The sequence below is a fragment of the Prevotella sp. P4-98 genome (assembly GCF_002251405.1).
Lineage (GTDB): Bacteria > Bacteroidota > Bacteroidia > Bacteroidales > Bacteroidaceae > Prevotella.
Window position 1 is genome coordinate 1 of record NZ_NPJC01000083.1, and the last position, 18,030, is coordinate 18,030.

Below are 18,030 nucleotides of genomic sequence, written 5' to 3' on the forward strand. Positions count from 1 at the left end.
CGTTGCCTTCGTCATCGTACCTAACACGCATGCGGTCGAGGGTGTTGATGAACTGGTAGTTGTCTTCCTCATCTTCAAAGATGGTTTGATGATTAATACCACGCATCATCACATGGTAGATACCGGTGTCTGAGGGCTTTCGTGACTGTCGAGGCATTGGTTAAACCACCCTTATTCCTTTATTAGTTAGATTCTGTATTACCATTGCCTTCCACGAAGGTAAAGCAGCCTGTGCTTTCTTTATCACATCTTCTTTGTCAAGATCCTTTATATTGGGAAGCGTTCTGAAACTGACACATGCGTTTTCAAAGAGGAAATTAATGCTCTTGTCAACAATATCCTTCTCTACTTCGCCTTGCTGAATATCGACATCATACTGATCCTTATATTTCTTAAGAATGGCTGACTTGAAAAGGTTGTAAAGGGCTTTTTCGCCCTGACTCTTTGCTTTTTCTATCAGCAAATCAGCCTCCTTTAGCAAAGCTTCTTCGAGTTGTTTGTATTTAGTGTTCATCAACTTCTTATTTATCTGTCTATGTATGAAAGATAACCATAGTCCTATGAACGAAGGATGATGTCTGAAGTAGGATGGATGATGTGATTCTTGTTGTATGCTTAAATAGCCCAGCATCCAGTGCCTCCTTGATGAAATCCGCCTCGACATTCATCGGTAAAATGTATGATGGATGAAGTTTGATGGCTGTGGTGATTCCTCTTGAATGGCGTTTCGTATCGTGGGTTAAGTTGGGGCATAATCTATTCGAATGTATGGACATCAGCCTTCAGAATTCACTCCTTCAGTGGCTCCATTACCTCTGAGATACTCTTGATTGGAGGAGTTATGAATGGCATAATGGAAATATGTTTTGGGAGAACATTATAATAAGTACCTAAGCTATTACAAATTTTGAGGTTTGGTAATAAACATTATATATTCGTACTTACCTTGCAAGTCGTTAAACACAATCTGCTTCAAGTCTTTTGTCGCTTCATTTGCTGCATTAACATCATCATCCTTAATCCTTTCTGCTAAATACAACAAATAACTCATTTGATAACAATACAATGCCCATGCAGACTTAGAATTCTTTTCCAAATCTAGTTCCTTCTCAGGATTCTGATTGTCTTTATAGTCTTTTGCTGCTTTATCAAAGGCTAACGACCTTGAAACAAACAGCTTAATAGCTTCCTGATATAGAGGCTGAGCTAAGATTTCATTTTTGGTCATATGCGTTAAATTGGGTGTAAATAATGGAAAATTGTTTTCCAGTCAAACGTCAGGCTTTTCCTGTTCTCTTGGATTTTATCCTTACAGGTCGAACCTCGTTATTTCGTGATTTCTCTTCATAGTAGTTTCTGTCGGTCTCACATCCTGTATCATAAACCCTCAAAGAATTAACATCTATTCACTTTCAAGGGATAAGAAATCTTAAAGCTATTGCGTATTCGGGTAAAAAGTGCTACCTTTGTATAGAAATGAGCGGAAAAGGCTCAATTTCCCGGATGTCTGATGAATGTCGGTAAGATGGCTGATGGAAGATGGCTGAGGGCTGATGTTATTCCGCTCCGTCTAGCTTCTTACATCGATGTACCAAGATCTTTACCAATTCTTCGCAGTCATTATAGAGAGAAGCATGTTGCTTATCGGTCAGATACCCATTACGGTGTAGGAGATCTATCCAATAGAGTGATTCACGAGCTTCCTTTAGAGCTATATAAGACTTACTTTTGAAATCAGACTTCGTGATGGCATTGCAGGCTTCAGCATTATTAGCACCTATTGATGTACCACTACGAAGGAGTTGATTACATAGCGCAGACACTGATTGCAAATATACTGGTACTGATTTCTCATATACTCGTTTACCCTTCACTATCTTGAAGGATGGCTTCTTATTAGCAGCCTCTTTCAATAGGTAGTCGTTGAGTTTTATAATGCGGTCGCCAAAAGCCAAGCACTTGGTCTGTATGGCATCGGAGATTTCAGACATGATATAAGATTTCGTTGGATGAGGATTCAACCTTTGTTCATATTGGCAGGGAGGATTCGGTCTACTATGACGAAGGATGCTTCAATATGATAGACGTACACCCATTTACGGTTATGAGATACCATCCGGCGTGCCTCGGGGTGTATCTGACGCAGTGTCATTGATGTTGTCTTGCCATAGAGATCAGCATAAAATGCCAACGTCTTTATCTCCTCACGCATATTATTGGCATAGCGAATAGCTCCTTCCACCGTCATCATAGACTTAAGGAACTTGCGCAATTCTGCCATGTCTGCACGAGCTCCATGACTGATTCGAACCTCATAGATTTGCATAATCCTCGCGCACCTTGTCTATCAGTTCATCGAAGTATTCGTCCACAGACATTGTACTGGCCATTATCCTATTTCGGATGGAAGTGGCATTGAAATTCTGCTTCGTATCTGTTGCTTGATTGGTTACTATCATAATACTGCTTTTATTTTGTGGGCAAAGATACGAAAAAGATTTGAATCTTATCGCACTTTGAACCATTATTTTTCAATTTTTGTATTTTATGCTGCATGCCTGCTCTGCTGTGTCTTGTAACTTTCGTTAACAGTCAAAGTGCAAAATATCTTAATGCTATTGCAGGAATGCCTGAATTATGCTAATTTTGTAGTGAAAAGACCTGGAAAGGTCCGATTCCCGGATGTCTGATGAATGTCGTAAAGATGTTAGATGGAAGAAGGAAGATGGAAGATGTTGCTACACCCATTCTATAACTCCTCTTATTCTGTATCATTGATTTTTTTACAGCGATGATGGAGAACTTTTACCAACTCCTCACAGTCACCATATATAGACTCGTATTGCCTATCATCAATAAAACTATTCCTATGAAGCAATTCAATCCAATAAAGTGATTCTCGAGCCTCCTTTAGTGCAATAAAAGATTTGCTTTTGAAATCAGCTTTACTAATGCCGTTACATGCCTCGGCATTATTGGCTCCAATGCTGGTTCCTGCCCGAAGTAACTGATTGCAGAGATTTGACACGGATTGCAAATGAAGTGGGATGGAAGAAGGAAGATGTAAGATGGAAGATGTCTTTTGTCCAGGCTTACGTTGCCTCAATTCTTTCTTATATTTCTCATGCTCCATCGCAGCCTGTGCCAGCAAATAGTCATTGAGCTTTATTATGCGGTCGCCAAAGGCTAGGCATTTTGCTTGTATCGCATCTGAGATTATTGACATAGTCGAAGTAAGAGGTGATATGTAAGAAGTAAGAATTTAATATTCTGCTTGCGTATTTCAATTTTTTTTTTACCTTAGCGGCAGAGATGTCAGATGTATGATGGCTGACGGCTGAAGTTTTCTTTACAACGTCTTAAATGCCATCCTCAGGGCTTTATTCCCTTTAGCCTCCCAACAAATGAAATTGTTGTGGAAATGTTGTAGGAAAATCGGCTCTCTTTTCATAACTTGCTGAGTATCAGTGGCGGTAAAAAAGTGGAGTATCTATGGGAAATCTAACCTATTGGTATTTCCTTATTTCCTCTCTAAAAAGAGCAATGTTCATCAGATTAACAAACATTTTTTCAGAATCCACCTGATCTTCCTTTCGCCGCAGGATAGTTCTTCTATTCCTGGACCCGATGTGGTATCAGTCCCAGTAACTGTGGTTGCCCTTTGGAAAACGGTGGTTGTCATAACGGTGGTTTTCGTCGGCGATAGAAGAAGAGTGATAGAGCAATCCTGCGTCATTTCCTCTTTCTATTTGATGGAGTCGTTGGCGATCACCGGCTGTGGTGATTGTGCCATGTAGTTATTGACTGGCATCATATAAATCCTTATTTTAGAGGTTTTTCTGAGTGACCCTCGGGTCATCATTTTCCTTGTAGCGTACAAAGGTACACATTTTTCTGTATAAAACAGCAAAATGTTACGAAAAAATTTATCCACGGAGGACGCTCTAATAATCCACGGAACACACGGAGGGCACGGATCATCGGGAGTTTTTAGTAGCTTCGCTAGAAATCTTGGAGGAAATCTTTGTTAAGATGTTGCTGACGCAAGAAATAATCAATTTCACTATAATCTTTAAAGAAAATCCTTGACCAGAATGCGCTCTTCCTCAGGGTGTTGCCCTGGGCTAGGGAAACCATTGGGCTTTCAGCCCGTTTTTGCTTGTGTATCAAAATCTTTAGAAGAATCTTTAACTAGAATCTCTAAACTATAACCTTAACGCTAACCTTAACGCTTACCGCTTACGTATTTATTTGATAAATACAAATATCATATTTTGATATTCTCAACTGCAGGTCCTGTTTTAAACTCCAATCTGCAGTTATATCTTGATATGAAATTTTTCTTCGCTATTTCTGTTATTGAATTTCCTGTATTACTTGGTATCTTACGCCCCACTATTCTCGCTTCTCTTTTTTTAACAGCAGAATCCTTAAACAAAGGATTTTTCAATGTTGTCTCTACTTGTTTTATCGCATGTTGTATGTTTGCGCCTTTCAACTCAACAAACAATTCAAATAACGTTTGATTATCTAAATCAAGCAAAACCAATTTGTCGCACTTGACAATATCATAATCTTTAATAATACCACCATCTATGGCATATACGGCAGACATATATTCTTGCGAAAAATTTGCTCTATACACTTGTCCGCGCTCACCAACAGATATACCTTTTCTTTTGTTCCATTCCTGTTCAGGTTGACCATCAAAAGCATCCAACTTATCCTTCAGCGTTGCCATATATAAGTGAATTTAATTCAAATGTATAATTGTCCACCAATTCTGAAACAGAATCCAAGAAATCTCCTTTTATAAAACCATATTCTTCGTCTACAATATTTTCAAAGCGTCCATTCTTTATACAATATGCAGAATAAGCCTCTTTAGGAAGAACATAATCCTCAAGTCCAATGTCTCTAACTTTGTCAGGTGACTTTTCGTATGCTATGGATGCCAACAACATAACATTCAATGCCGTTAAGACATATGGGCTATGAGTTGTTAAAAACACCGTACTTGTATATCCCGTAGATTTCTGTTCCATCTTTTTCAAGAGTCCCACTAACATTTTGACTAGTTCAAACTGAGCTTTTGGAAACAGATTCTGTTCCAACTCTTCAATAAACATGTGAAAAGATCGATATGACGAACGATTCAAAATGCTATTTAGTACATTTTCAAGAGAAGCGGGAATCTTATTAATTTTAATTGGTTTTGAAGTATCTTTACTTCTCAACACCTCACTTAGTACAGCAGACAGAACCTTTACATCAATTTTAGAATCAGTTAACAGATTCAACTGCTTCAAATATTCGACTGGACTTATCTTTGCAGAAGTACCCACTTCACCTGCAAGATAAGTAGCAAGCACCTGTATAGGTAAAGCAGACTGTACTCCACTTGATGCATAATATGGCTTTATCTTTGAATGTCCATCAGCCAATGTCAAAACATCACCATATTTTTCATCATAATGATACTTCATTTTTTCAACAAAGACCAAATCAAGCGGATGTGCTACATTAAACTGCGACCTCGCCTCTCCCCATTCCAGTATATAATTGAACAACATATCAACATCTTTCGATCTGTATAAGTTTTCTATATTTTGGATAGACGACAACAAATTCCTTTCTGACGGCAAGAAACTTATTTTCAGATTATGTTTGATTTCTGCAAACTTAGGTTTTCTAACAATCTTTGCGTTGCTCTTTTTTCCTCGCATTTCTATCTGTATAGCATAACCATCGTATTTAATACAACTGCTATCAGAAAGAAAATCATCATTAAAATGATGAAATTTCTTAAGTTCATTCAAAAAGCGATAATAATGAGTATATTTCGAAACAATACTATCACCACCAATCATGACTTGTTTTTCGAGCCAACAACAAAAACACAAAATCTTCATGAATGTACTTTTGCCTGTACTCTGTTCACCGATTAACAGCATAACTTGAGAAACTGGAACAATTCCCGTTTCCCTCAAAGGTCCTATATTTCGTATTTCTATTGTCTGCATAGTATTTAAGTTTTATGCTAAGAGTGTGATCTGTGTGGTCCGTGGATGTTTTATCATCGGATCATCGGATTGTTTTCGTTAAGCCATGAGCAGAATAAAGCTCGCTTTAATTATGCCGTGGCGAGAAAACAAAGGCGTAGCCAATTTAAACGGATTTAGACGGATTTTTTTTAGTTGCATAAAGGCAAGATGTTTTGGAGGAAATCTGTATTAAAGAATGGCCGGGGGCCAGAAATTAATCATCGGAATTAAAACGGAATTAAAACGGATATTTTTTGGGGGTAGCCTACGGCTAGAAATCTTGGAGGAAATCTTTTATGAGATGTTGCTTCGCAAGAAATAATTCAATAACCAAGAAACTATAATCTTTAAAGAAAATCATTACCAAAATACGCAACAGTACGTTGCTTTATGGGAGGGTCTTATTATGGATCGCCTTTGGCTCGAAATCTTAATAAAAATCTTTAAGATAATCTTTAACTAAGATGAAGTCTGAGGTCTGAAGTCTGAAGTCTGATGGACTGGTCTTTGTCATCCTACGATAATCTCAAAATAAAAATCTCGACTGAAAATGCGCAACAGTACGTTGCTCTGCTGGAGGGATTTTGGGGGGATCGCATCGGAGATGCTCGAAATCTAAACGAAAATCTTGAACCAGAATCTCTAAACTTTAACCTATTACCTTTAAACTAAACACTCCGTGTGCTCCGTGTGGTCCGTGGATTTAACAGGATAGTTCTTCTATTCCTGGACCCGATGGAGTATCAGTCCCAGTAACGTGGTTGCCCTTTGGAAAACGTTTGTTGTCATAACGTTGGTTTTCGTCGGCGATAGAAAAAGAGTGATAGAGCAATCCTGCGTCATTTCCTCTTTCTATTTGATGGAGTCGTTGGCGATCACCATCTGTGGTGATTGTGCCATATTGTTATTGACTGGCATCATATAAATCCTTTTTTTAGAGGTTTTTCTGAGTGACCCTCAGGTCATCATTTCCCTTGTAGCGTACAAAGATACACATTTTTCCGTATAAAACATCAAAATGTTGCGAAAAAATTTATCCACGGAGGACGCTCTGATAATCCACGGAACACACGGAAGGCACGGATCGTTGGGAGTTAGACGGAATCTTTTTGGGTAGCCTACGGCTAGAAATCTTGGGGGAAATCTTTTTTAAGAATGGCTGGGGGCCAGAAATTAATCATCGGAATTTATACGGAATTTATACGGAGTTTTTTAGTAGCTACGCTAGAAATCTTGGAGGAAATCTTTTTTAAGAATGGCCGTGGGCCAGAAATAATCTATCACTCAAGTAGGCAGTCACAACATAATCTTTAAAGAAAATCCTTGACTAAAATACGCAACAGTACGTTGCTCTGCAGGAGGGGTTTCTTGGGGATCGCATCAGAGATGCTCGAAATCTTAACGAAAATCTTAAAGAAAATCTTGAAAATAATCTTTATTCAAGTTTCGCAACTGAGGGAATTGATTGAAGTAAAAGAACGTTTTCGTTAAGCCAAATGAGCAGAATAAAGCTCGCTTTAATTCTGTCATGGCGAGAAAACGAAGGATGAAATCCAACGTTTTCGTTAAGCCAAATGAGCAGAATAAAGCTCGCTTTAATTCTGTCATGGCGAGAAAAGGTGCCATAAAATGGAAGTTATCACTCCCTACGGTCGTTCGGGAAGTGAAGAGACAATAGCCTTCTGCCGTAAGACGTAGGACATTTGTCCCTTAACTTCTCTCTAACTTCCCTAACTTCCCTTAACTTCCCCACATGCGCAACTTAGGGATAACCTTAACGCTAACCACTAAACTCTAAACACTAATCACTAAACTTTAACCTATAACCTTTAAACTATAACCTATTTCTTGTCTAGGATTTCGTATTTGGAGACTTGGCTTTTGTATTCTGGGACAATGTCCTTCATCTTCTTTACTATATCCATGTCGTTGTAGGTGTAGGAGAGGTCTAGGAGGGCCTTTTCGTTTTCACATGCTGTGGCGTATTCATACTCGCGGACTTTGGCGCGCATGATCTTGGGATGCTTGGTGGGGATGTTTTCTTCCTGGTCGGAAAGGACTTCTTCGTAGAGTTTCTCGCCTTCACGCAAGCCAGTGAATTTTATTCCGATGTTTTTAGCACCGGAAAGGGCTATCATGCGCTTGGCGAGGTCAACAATCTTGACGGGTTTGCCCATGTCGAAGACGAAGATTTCACCGCCGTTACCCATGGTGCCTGCCTCAAGGACTAACTTACAGGCTTCGGGGATGAGCATGAAGAAACGGATGATGTCGGGATGGGTGACAGTGAGAGGACCGCCATTTCTAATCTGTTGCTTGAACAAGGGGATGACAGAACCGTTGCTACCCAGCACATTACCGAAGCGGGTTGTGACAAACTGGGTGATGCCCTTTACCTTGCCTTCGGCAATGGCTTTATTGAGTGATTGACAGTAGATCTCACAGATGCGCTTGCTGCAGCCCATCACATTGGTGGGATTGACTGCCTTGTCGGTGGATATCATCACGAATTTCTTGGTGCCATACTTGACTGCCAGGTCTGCAATAACACGGGTGCCATAGATATTGTTTTGCACGGCCATAGCAGGGTTGTCTTCCATCATCGGCACGTGTTTATAGGCTGCGGCATGGAAGACATACTCTGGCTGATGCGCCGCAAAGATGGCTTCCATGAAAGTGGCATTACAGATGCTGGCTACGATGGTCTCTGACTTGATAGCAGGGAACTGGCGTTGCATCAGCAGGCGGATATCATGCATGGGGGTTTCTGCCTGGTCGATAAGGATCAGTTCTGAGGGATGATAGACAGCGACCTGGCGTACCATCTCTGAACCGATACTGCCGGCAGCACCTGTTATCATGATCCTTTTGCCAGTGAGAAGGGCGCCTATGGCATTCATATCCACCTCTATCTTATCGCGTGGCAGGAGGTCTTCGATATCTACTTCATGGAGTTGGTCTTGCGGCAATTCGCTTTTCCCGTCCCACTCTAAAGCATGGGGCATCATCATGATCTTGATGCCATTAGCGATGAGTTCGTTGATGAGGTGGTCATCTTCACGGAATGTATCTGCTTGAACCGGGGATACCAAGATGGCATCAATGCCATCGGCTTTCAACTGGGATGCTAACGTATCTTTTACCTCACGGACCTTCACACCCATGAGCATGTGGCCTACCATCTGTCCGTCGGGACTGATGAAGCTATCAAGGACATAGCGTTGAGGGGACTGGCTTTTGATCATCTTCGCCATACCTATAGCGCCATGTTTGATTCCGTAGATCACGGTCTTCAGGGCTTGTTCGTCTTTTCGTCTCGCGTCAAACATGCTCTTCACGGCGACTCTGACCATAAACATCAAACAGGTTGATGAGGTGAACATCAGGATAATACCGGAGAGGGATGGCATCAGGACTTCATCGATGGACCATACATGATTCACTGCCAACGACATCAGGTAGGTCAGCAGGGATCCGAGTGATGTTGCTGCTGCGATTCGTTGCAGGTCAACGAAGGAGGAGTAGCGCACTACCCCACTATAGGTGCTAAACACGCGAAAGGCTATCACAAAGAGCAATACGCATAGCAACAGGGAGTGGGTAATGGCCCAGAAACTGGCAGCAAACCCTGAACCTCCGAGTTCAAAGTATTCGGCGAGGTAGCCGGAGAACATCACAATGGCGCAGTCTAAACATAATACGCCCCAATATGGTAGTGCTTTACTGGTAAAATACCAATTAAATATTTTTTGAATCATAATCGTTATTATATTATCTCACATGTTACACGGAGGGTAATCTGAATAATCCACGGAGCACACGGAGGACACGGATTTTTTTTTAGTTGCCTAAAGGCAAGAAATCTTTGGAGGAAATCTTTGTTGAGATGTTGCTTCGCAAGAAATAATCTATCACTCAGATAGGCAGCTACAACATAATCTTTAACTATAATCTTTAACTAGAATGCGCTCGAATACCTCGCTTTTGGGGAGGGTTTTATTATGGATCGCATCTTAGATGCTCGAATTTTTGGAGCAGTGAGAGCAGAGAATAAATCCAAAAATTTATTCTTTGCCGAGTCGCGAGAAAAATAACCTATGGTAAATCTAAAATAAAATCTTTAGAAGAATCTTAAACAAACATCTGTGTTCTCTGTGTGGTCCGTGGATTTGTTCTATCGTTTAAACTATTGAGAACATTTCATGAATGATTCTACAAACTCCATATCACAAACTGATTTCGTCTTTATAAAGTGCTATCGACTCATCAATAATAGGATTCTGTGGCATTTCCACCTTTAAATCACTGACAGTACACTGGCCTTTATCAAAAGAAAGTACAGGAATGCTGAGAGCATTGCGATGAGCCAAAATGTAGAGGCGCTTGATGACGAAATATGAATGTGACGAAATAAAGAATTGAACTCCTGATTCTGCCAATTTGAAGATAGCATCAAGGAATTGAGCTATCATTGATGGATGGAGATTGGCCTCGATCTCATCGATGATAATAATTGAATGATTATCGAGATAGCGATTGCCAAGAAGAAGATCGAGAATTGAGAGTTTTTTCACGCCCTCGGATGTGGTGGATATTTCATAGATGCGACGATCATTATCTTGGAACTGCCACTCTTTCTTGTCCTCATTGTATTCTAATCGTCCACCAACCATTGAACTGACGATGTCACGTGCCTGGACAAATGAATCGAAGTTCTTGCCTTTCTGGGTTCTACTTAATGCCTTCGCCAGATCGCTATATGGTTCTTCGAATCCGAAACGATTATCTTCCTTAGCCTCAATGATGATATCACGAATGGATAAGATCTCTTTGGCAGGGATGAAAACTGTATTGGATGATCTTGGTAAGAATGTATTCTTATCAATATTCGCCTGTTTAACAGTTGAAGGACCGAATGAATAAGTGAATTCTTCATTGTCCTCAGAAGTCATGGTGAAACTCATGGAGTTCTCACCTTTGCGTACAATATTACCGAGTTCTGAAGACTGGAATGTCCAATACAACTTATCTGATAGAATTTCTTTGTCTGTTCTGATTTCCTTACCTCTCTTGTACTGTTCAACGGTTTTAAGAGCGGAATAGAGTGCCTTAAGAACAAATGTCTTACCTGACTGATTTGGGCCAATGATAAGATTTATGGCTCCAAGATCGCCCGACTGCATCTGGGGAATCGGACCTAAATTCTTTATAGATAGTGTTTTGATCATAAACTGTTATTTTCAAAAAAGTGCTTCAACAGGGTATCGAACCCTATATCCTTTCAGATATTACCTGTAATTGAGCTTTGTTACACGGAAATCAATCATCGGATCATCGGATATTTATCCACGGAGCACACGGAGGGCACGGATTTTTTTTTAGTAGCTACGCTAGAAATCTTTGAGGAAATCTTTTTTAAGTATTGCGCGAGCGCAAGAAATATATTCAATTACCCGAGAACCAAAATCTTTAAATAAAAATCCTTGACCAAAATGTGCAACAGTACGTTGCTTTTGGTGGGGATTATTTTTATGGATCGCATCGTTGATGCTCGACATCCAAACTATAATCTTAAAGAAAATCTTAAACTAGAATCTCTTTCTGTGTCCTCTGTGTAATCCGTGGATTATTAGAGTGTGGTCCGTGGATTTAACAGGACAGTTCTTCTATTCCTGGACCCGATGGAGTATCAGTCCCAGTAACGTGGATGCCCTTTGGAAAACGTTTGTTGTCATAACGGTGGTTTTCGTCGGCGATAGAAGAAGAGTGATAGAGCAATCCTGCGTCATTTCCTCTTTCTATTTGATGGAGTCGTTGGCGATCACCGGCTGCGGTGATGGTGCCATATTGCTATTGACTGGCATCATATAAGTCCTTCGTTTTGTGTTTTACGATTCGTAGCAAGGGGTTATGACAGTGATAACAGGTTTGTTTGAATCTAGCATTTTCCCCTCGTGCGTGTGTCGCTATCAAGGGTTTTCTGATGACCCTCAGGTCATCATTTCCCTTGTAGCGTACAAAGGTACGCATTTTTCTGTATATAACATCAAAATGTTACAAAAAAAATTGTCCACGGAGCACACGGAGGGCACGGAAATCACAGAAAAAAATTATAGTATTCTTCCGTGAAAATCTTTAACCAGAATCTTTATTTTTAGATTTTTGTCATGATTTTTGTTTATATTTACCATAGGTTATTTTTCTCGCGACTCGGCAAAGTATAAATTTTTGGATTTATTCTCTGCTCTCACTGCTCCAAAAATTCGAGCATCTACGATGCGATCCATCCTTAAATCGTCCCCAGAAGCGAGGTATTCGAGCGTATTTTCTGTTAAGATTTTTGTTTTAGATTTTCCCTCCTCACCATAATCTTAAAACAAAATCCTGACTAGAATACGCAACAGTACGTTGCTCTATAGAGGCGTTTTATTATGGATCGCCTTACAGGCTCGAATTTTTGGAGTAGCGAAGACAGAGTGAGAGCGCGCTTTCACTATGCTGAGTCACGACAAAAATAACCTATGGTGTAAATCTTAAATAAAATCTATAAGACAATCTTTAACCAGAATCTTTCATTTTATATTTTTATAATGATTTTTATTTAGATTTCGAGCATCTACGATGCGATCCATCTTTAAATCGTCCCCAGAAGCGAGGTATTCGAGCGTATTTTCTGTTGAGATTTTTATTTTAGATTTTCCCTCCTCACCATAATCTTAAAACAAAATCCTGACTAGAATACGCAACAGTACGTTGCTCTATAGAGGTGTTTTATTATGGATCGCCTACGGCTCGAAATCTTAAATAAAATCTATAAGACAATCTTTAACCAGAATCTTTATTTTTGGATTTTCGTCATTAGTTTTACGACTATCGTATTCTAAAGCACTTTTGGGTATTGCTATCATACCCCCAACGTTCAGAGTAAACGCCATTGGGACTGAAATTAATCAGTATGCCAAATGGACAGTTGGTCAATCTTAGATATGACCACAATTGTTTTCTATGTTCCTCGCCAACAGTATCTAGTGCTTTCAATTCCAGAATAACATTACCCAATTCGCGGTCTGTCACTACAAGATCAAATCGCCGATTAACCTTCGACGGTCTACCCTTATAATAAATCGGAAAATCCTCTTGACGATGCACAAAATAACCAGCATCTTCAAGTTCACAACATAAACCAGCCTCATAAACCAGTTCGTCAACGCCTGCGTGCCAATAGTTGTATGCAGCAAACGCACATCCTGTAATTTTTTCGCACATTATTGCACGTTTTCTTTCAAATTCAATTTGTGTCATAGGCAAAATTTATCAATATTATTAGACAAATACTTTAATATATTTAGGTTTTATTCATCTCAACAAAAATCTTTAAACAAAATCCTGACCAAAATGCGCTCGAGTACCTCGCTTTATGGAGGGATTTGTTCGGGGGATCGCCTTACGGCTCGAAATCTTAACAAAAATCATATCTATAATCTTTAACTAGAATCTTTCATTGTATCTTCAGTTCAGAATCTTAACAAGAATCTTTAAACAAAATCCTTACTAGAATGCGCTCAAGTACCTCGCTTTATGGAGGGATTTGTTCGGGGGATCGCCTTACGGCTCGAAATCTTAACAAAAATCATATCTATAATCTTTAACTAGAATCTTTTTTCTATTCGGCGGGGGTGAAGTCTTCGTTGTGGACATCGCGGAGGGCGACGGCATAGCCGCCGACCTCGATGACGAGTTGGCGGTCGCGGTCAACGCGGACGATGTAGCCCTCGAAACCTTTGAAGATGCCAGTGAGGACACGGAGTTTGACGCGGTCTTTGGCGAATTTCAGGAAGGGGTCACGTAAGAAGGTGATGTGTTCGGGGTGACTGGAGAGGACTTGCATGAAAGGTTGCATCTTCTGGTGGGAGATGCTGGCGGGGAGTCCTGTGCTGCAGTCTTTGATCAGATGGTAGGAGGGGTAATGGGTGCGTAAGAAGGTTTGTAGCGACTGGGTGTCACCCTGTAGGAAGACGAGGCCACTGACGGTGGGGAGGTGTTTCTTGATGACTCCCTTGCCATTACTCTTCTGTTTATATTTATAGGAATAATGGATGAAACAGGCGTGAGGGGCTTCAGGATGGGCGAGGTTGTAGGCGTCCATCTCTTTTTTGAACGCCTCTACCTGTCTGTTATGTACGAAGAGGTAGCCCCAGGGTTGTTGGTCATCCCCTGCCCTGTCTTCGGCATTAGATACTTGTTGTTTTACTGGTTCTGATGTAGCATCAACACTTTTGATACGTATGCCTTTAGGAAAACGCTTGTCGTTTTCGTTGGCAACAGAAGGTGTTGTAGAGCAATCCTGCGTCATTTTTTTATTTTATTGTTTGAGGTTTAGTGGGTTGCTACCCATGTGGCGTACAAAGTTACGAATTATTTTTTAATATCACACAGAAATCAGTGATTTTGTTTATCCACGGAGTGCACGGAGGACACGGATCATCGGAATTTAGACGGATGTTAGACGGATGTTTTTTGGTTGCGCGAGCGCAAGAAATCTTTTGTGGAAATCTTTAATGAGATGTTGCTTCGCAAGAAATAATATATCATTCAAAATGGATAAAAACAAAATCTTTAACAAAAATCATTGACCAAAATGCGCTCGAATACCTCGCTTTTGGGGAGAATTTTATAATGGATCGCCTTACAGGCTCGACATCCTAACGAAAATCTTGAAAATAATCTTCAACTAGAATCTTTTTCCGTGTCTTCCGTGTGTTCCGTGGATTTTTAGTTGCCTACGGTAAGAAATCTTTGGAGGAAATCTTTAATAAAATATGGCCGGAGGCCAGAAATTATTCATCCTCTATAACCTATAAACACTAAACTCTAACCACTAAACTTTAACCTTTAAACTATAACCTTTAAACTATAACCTATAAACACTAAAAACTCCGTGTACTCCGTGTGTTCCGTGGATTATTATCATCGGATCTTAGACGGAATTTATACGGAAACAAAATCTTTAAAGAAAATCCTAAACAAAATGCGCTCGAGTTCCTCGCTTTTGGGGAGAATTTCGTTATGGATCGCCTTACTGGCTCGACATCCTAACGAAAATCTTGAAAATAATCTTCAACTAGAATTTTTCTGTGTCTTCCGTGTGTTCCGTGGCTTATTATCATCGGATCTTAGACGGAATTTAAACGGAAACAAAATCTTTAAGAAAATCTTAACAGAAAATGCGCTCGAGTTCCTCGCTTTTGGGGAGAATTTTATAATGGATCGCCTTACAGGCTCGACATCTTAACGAAAATCTTAAAAATAATCTTAAGAGAATCTGTGTGATCTGCGTAAACCGTGTGAGACATTTCAGGAGTTAGTGTTAAGGTTAGCGTTAGGGTTAAAGATGGAAAATTGTTAGTATTTTTACCGGACAAATTTAATTTATTTTTTCAATAACAATAATTATAAACCAAAAACAACTAAAAACATGAGCAAAAACAAGACTTTATCCAAAAAAGAATTAGCAATTCTTTTAGGTGTTAACAAGAGAACACTTAACAGATGGCTTAAGCCTCACCGTAACGAACTCGAAAAGCTTGGTGTTAAACCCTGTGGACAGATTTTCACTCCAGGTGCAGTGAAATATCTGTGTGAAGTGTTCTGCATCTCTCTCGATTAAAGTCCTCGAAAAGAGTGACAAAGAGTGACAAAAAGTGACAAAGAGTGACAAAGAGTGACAGTCACCTTTTCAGACTTTGTACCTTTGCAAACGACAACAGGTGATGAGCCCTGAATGATGAGGGGAAGACACCACGAGAATCTAAAACAGTTTAAAACCAAAGATTATGACAAAAATCAGAAATCCTACAACAGGGAAGAGGGAAGGAAGATGCACTAAAACGCATCATTCTCCGATGAACACCCTACCAGTTATCGTTCGGTTCTCGTTCACTTCTCGTTAGGTCCTCGTTCGTCTCTCGTTCGTCTCTCGTTGCTTATTCGTTAGTCTATCGAAGACCTATCGAGGACCGAACGAGGAACAAGCGAAAAACGAACGAAAGAGCGACGAGAAAACGACGAGAAAGGAGCGAAAATGCGACGAGGAAGGAGCGATGTAGCTTCTTGCTGGTGGCGAGGAAGCTTTTTTATTCATTCCGCCAATATTGGCACAAAATCAACGTTTTCGTTAAGCCAAATGAGCAGAATAAAGCTCGCTTTAATTCTGCCATGGCGAGAAAACGAAGGATGAAATCCAACATTAAAACAACAAACATTATGGCAATTTTAAACGGTATTATTTCAAAACTTTGTGGTTCAGCAGGTAATCTCACCTTCAAGAGAAACGGTGGACAGACGGTGGTATCAGAGAAGATCACCCAGAAGAAAGACGCGAAGACGGGTCAACAGCTGAAACAGCGCATGAAATGGGCGAACATCATCAGAGAATATCAGGTGTTGCAACCCTATATGAAGCTCGCCTTCGGCGGTACACGCAACAGACGTAGCGACTACCATAAATTCGTGTCGTCGAACCTCTCACACTCTCCTGTGTATCTCACCAAGCCTGACGTGAATGCAGGCATCTGCATCGTTGCACCCTATGAGATCACACACGGTAAGGTGAAGTCGATATCGGTGACCGGTAAGGGTAACCAGGCGGTGACAGACATCGATCTCGGCGACCTGGTCATCACAGCAGAGACCACCGTGGCAGAGTTCTCGAATGCCGTAGTGCAGAACAACAGGGGGTATGATTACGGGGACCAGATCACCTACTTCCTCCTCACACAAGAGGTGAACGACGTGACACACGTGCCGATGGTGAACGTGGATGCTAGCAGCGTAGTACTCGTGAGACGTAGCGAAACGAAACTACTGTCCCTTGCAGACGTTCGTGGCTTCTCTATCCAGGAAGGCTGTCTCGCAGCACAGCAGAATCATGACTTCGGCAACCACGGTATGGTATGGATTCACTCCCAAAAAAGAAAAAACAAAACGGAGATATCGGCTCAGTACCTCATCGTAGAGAACAAGCTATTGGAGGCATACCAGAATGATGAGGCGTACGAAGAGGCGGTGAACAGCTATGGCGGTTCGACCGACATCTTCCTCTCGCCCGATGAGAAGTCTAACAAGGAAAAGGCTGATGAGGTGGTGTCGCCTACTACCCCAACAGACACGAAGAAGACGCTGACACTGGTGGCGAACCCGATGGGCGGTGGCAGTGTGACCGGCGGCGGTAAGTATGAGGCTGGCACGGAAGTGACCATCACTGCTACCCCATCGGAGAACTACACCTTTAAGAGATGGAGTGATAACGACACCTCTGCGTCTCGTACCATCACGGTGAATAGCAGTCAGACGCTCACTGCCTACTTCGAGACGGTGACTGGTGGGGATTCGTCTGAACAGAACCCTGGTGGCGGATTGGAGGGGTAACAGATAACCACAAGAGAGATTTATGCAACTAATCCTATTTTTATATTTAAAAACTACGAGTATGAGAATTAATTGGAAGCGCGTAGCGCTGTATGTGCTGAGAGTGATAGAGCAGTTGAACACTCGTGTTGCCGACGGGGCTATGACCCAGCTGTGATGCGGATCAAGGGGGGGGTTGGGTGGGATCATCGATCATCGGAATTTAGACGGATTTAGACGGATGTTTTTTGGGGGTAGCCTACGGCTAGAAATCTTGGAGGAAATCTTCTTAAAGAATGGCCGGAGGCCAGAAATTCTTCAATTCAATTAGCCTCCATAAATAAAATCTTTAACTAAAATCTTTGACCAAAATGCGCTCGAGTACCTTGCTTTTGGGAAGGGATTTATTGGGGATCGCATCGGAGATGCTCGAAATCTTAAAGAAAATCTTTAGAATAATCTTTATTCAAGTTTCGCAACTGAGGGAATTGATTGAAGTAAAAGAACGTTTTCGTTAAGCCAAATGAGCAGAATAAAGCTCGCTTTAATTCTGTCATGGCGAGAAAACGAAGGATGTCAT

14 protein-coding genes are annotated in these 18,030 nt (G+C 40.8%); 2 read left to right on the forward strand and 12 right to left on the reverse strand.

Going from position 1 to position 18,030, the window contains the following annotated elements; translation table 11 throughout:
• Positions 1-160 precede the first annotated feature (160 nt).
• The 12 genes from CIK96_RS12560 to CIK96_RS12610 form a co-directional block, all read right to left on the reverse strand.
• Positions 161-514, reverse strand: a complete 354-nt coding sequence (locus CIK96_RS12560) for a hypothetical protein (RefSeq protein ID WP_094390745.1) — start codon at positions 512-514, stop codon at positions 161-163.
• Between the two features lie 384 nt (positions 515-898).
• Positions 899-1,228 carry a hypothetical protein gene (locus tag CIK96_RS12565; protein ID WP_094440779.1) on the reverse strand — a complete coding sequence of 110 codons (330 nt, stop codon included), beginning with the start codon at positions 1,226-1,228 and terminating at the stop codon, positions 899-901.
• 328 nt (positions 1,229-1,556) lie between these two features.
• On the reverse strand, positions 1,557-1,991 hold the full coding sequence (locus CIK96_RS12570; protein ID WP_094440780.1) for a four helix bundle protein: 435 nt from the start codon (positions 1,989-1,991) through the stop codon (positions 1,557-1,559).
• 26 nt (positions 1,992-2,017) lie between these two features.
• The gene (locus CIK96_RS12575) at positions 2,018-2,326 is read right to left on the reverse strand and encodes a hypothetical protein (RefSeq protein ID WP_094390743.1); all 309 of its coding nucleotides are present in this window, start codon (positions 2,324-2,326) and stop codon (positions 2,018-2,020) included.
• Positions 2,313-2,459: a hypothetical protein gene (locus tag CIK96_RS13300; RefSeq protein ID WP_158214874.1), complete on the reverse strand. Its 147-nt coding sequence runs from the start codon at positions 2,457-2,459 to the stop codon at positions 2,313-2,315. Before CIK96_RS13300 ends, CIK96_RS12575 begins: the two co-directional genes overlap by 14 nt.
• A 302-nt stretch (positions 2,460-2,761) precedes the next feature.
• Entirely contained in the window at positions 2,762-3,226 is a 465-nt protein-coding gene (locus CIK96_RS12580; RefSeq protein ID WP_094464231.1) for a four helix bundle protein, read from the reverse strand.
• A 1,041-nt stretch (positions 3,227-4,267) separates the two neighbouring features.
• Positions 4,268-4,741 (reverse strand): hypothetical protein, encoded by a 474-nt coding sequence (locus CIK96_RS12585; RefSeq protein WP_094440781.1) that lies wholly within the window; start codon positions 4,739-4,741, stop codon positions 4,268-4,270.
• Positions 4,722-6,023: an ATP-binding protein gene (locus CIK96_RS12590; protein WP_094440782.1), complete on the reverse strand. Its 1,302-nt coding sequence runs from the start codon at positions 6,021-6,023 to the stop codon at positions 4,722-4,724. Before CIK96_RS12590 ends, CIK96_RS12585 begins: the two co-directional genes overlap by 20 nt.
• Before the next feature lie 1,862 nt (positions 6,024-7,885).
• The gene (locus CIK96_RS12595; protein WP_094440783.1) at positions 7,886-9,802 is read right to left on the reverse strand and encodes a nucleoside-diphosphate sugar epimerase/dehydratase; all 1,917 of its coding nucleotides are present in this window, start codon (positions 9,800-9,802) and stop codon (positions 7,886-7,888) included.
• 468 nt (positions 9,803-10,270) lie between these two features.
• Complete coding sequence (locus CIK96_RS12600) at positions 10,271-11,272, reverse strand: AAA family ATPase (protein ID WP_094440784.1); 1,002 nt, start codon at positions 11,270-11,272, stop codon at positions 10,271-10,273.
• A gap of 1,642 nt (positions 11,273-12,914) precedes the next feature.
• The gene (locus CIK96_RS12605) at positions 12,915-13,346 is read right to left on the reverse strand and encodes a GxxExxY protein (RefSeq protein ID WP_094440785.1); all 432 of its coding nucleotides are present in this window, start codon (positions 13,344-13,346) and stop codon (positions 12,915-12,917) included.
• Positions 13,347-13,707: 361 nt separating this feature from the next.
• Positions 13,708-14,397 (reverse strand): hypothetical protein, encoded by a 690-nt coding sequence (locus CIK96_RS12610; RefSeq protein ID WP_094440786.1) that lies wholly within the window; start codon positions 14,395-14,397, stop codon positions 13,708-13,710.
• A gap of 1,122 nt (positions 14,398-15,519) precedes the next feature.
• On the opposite strand from CIK96_RS12610, the gene CIK96_RS13115 reads away from it, so the two are divergent.
• Complete coding sequence (locus CIK96_RS13115) at positions 15,520-15,711, forward strand: hypothetical protein (RefSeq protein ID WP_144007333.1); 192 nt, start codon at positions 15,520-15,522, stop codon at positions 15,709-15,711.
• A gap of 596 nt (positions 15,712-16,307) precedes the next feature.
• Positions 16,308-17,471, forward strand: a complete 1,164-nt coding sequence (locus CIK96_RS12615) for a hypothetical protein (RefSeq protein ID WP_144007534.1) — start codon at positions 16,308-16,310, stop codon at positions 17,469-17,471.
• Positions 17,472-18,030: the final 559 nt, after the last annotated feature.

Bases quoted from the DNA above. Each gene is read 5' to 3' on its own strand.
- CIK96_RS12560 (WP_094390745.1), bottom strand. From the start codon at position 514: ATGAACACTAAATACAAACAACTCGAAGAAGCTTTGCTAAAGGAGGCT.
- CIK96_RS12565 (WP_094440779.1), bottom strand. From the start codon at position 1,228: ATGACCAAAAATGAAATCTTAGCTCAGCCTCTATATCAGGAAGCTATT.
- CIK96_RS12570 (WP_094440780.1), bottom strand. From the start codon at position 1,991: ATGTCTGAAATCTCCGATGCCATACAGACCAAGTGCTTGGCTTTTGGC.
- CIK96_RS12575 (WP_094390743.1), bottom strand. From the start codon at position 2,326: ATGCAAATCTATGAGGTTCGAATCAGTCATGGAGCTCGTGCAGACATG.
- CIK96_RS13300 (WP_158214874.1), bottom strand. From the start codon at position 2,459: ATGATAGTAACCAATCAAGCAACAGATACGAAGCAGAATTTCAATGCC.
- CIK96_RS12580 (WP_094464231.1), bottom strand. From the start codon at position 3,226: ATGTCAATAATCTCAGATGCGATACAAGCAAAATGCCTAGCCTTTGGC.
- CIK96_RS12585 (WP_094440781.1), bottom strand. From the start codon at position 4,741: ATGGCAACGCTGAAGGATAAGTTGGATGCTTTTGATGGTCAACCTGAA.
- CIK96_RS12590 (WP_094440782.1), bottom strand. From the start codon at position 6,023: ATGCAGACAATAGAAATACGAAATATAGGACCTTTGAGGGAAACGGGA.
- CIK96_RS12595 (WP_094440783.1), bottom strand. From the start codon at position 9,802: ATGATTCAAAAAATATTTAATTGGTATTTTACCAGTAAAGCACTACCA.
- CIK96_RS12600 (WP_094440784.1), bottom strand. From the start codon at position 11,272: ATGATCAAAACACTATCTATAAAGAATTTAGGTCCGATTCCCCAGATG.
- CIK96_RS12605 (WP_094440785.1), bottom strand. From the start codon at position 13,346: ATGACACAAATTGAATTTGAAAGAAAACGTGCAATAATGTGCGAAAAA.
- CIK96_RS12610 (WP_094440786.1), bottom strand. From the start codon at position 14,397: ATGACGCAGGATTGCTCTACAACACCTTCTGTTGCCAACGAAAACGAC.
- CIK96_RS13115 (WP_144007333.1), top strand. From the start codon at position 15,520: ATGAGCAAAAACAAGACTTTATCCAAAAAAGAATTAGCAATTCTTTTA.
- CIK96_RS12615 (WP_144007534.1), top strand. From the start codon at position 16,308: ATGGCAATTTTAAACGGTATTATTTCAAAACTTTGTGGTTCAGCAGGT.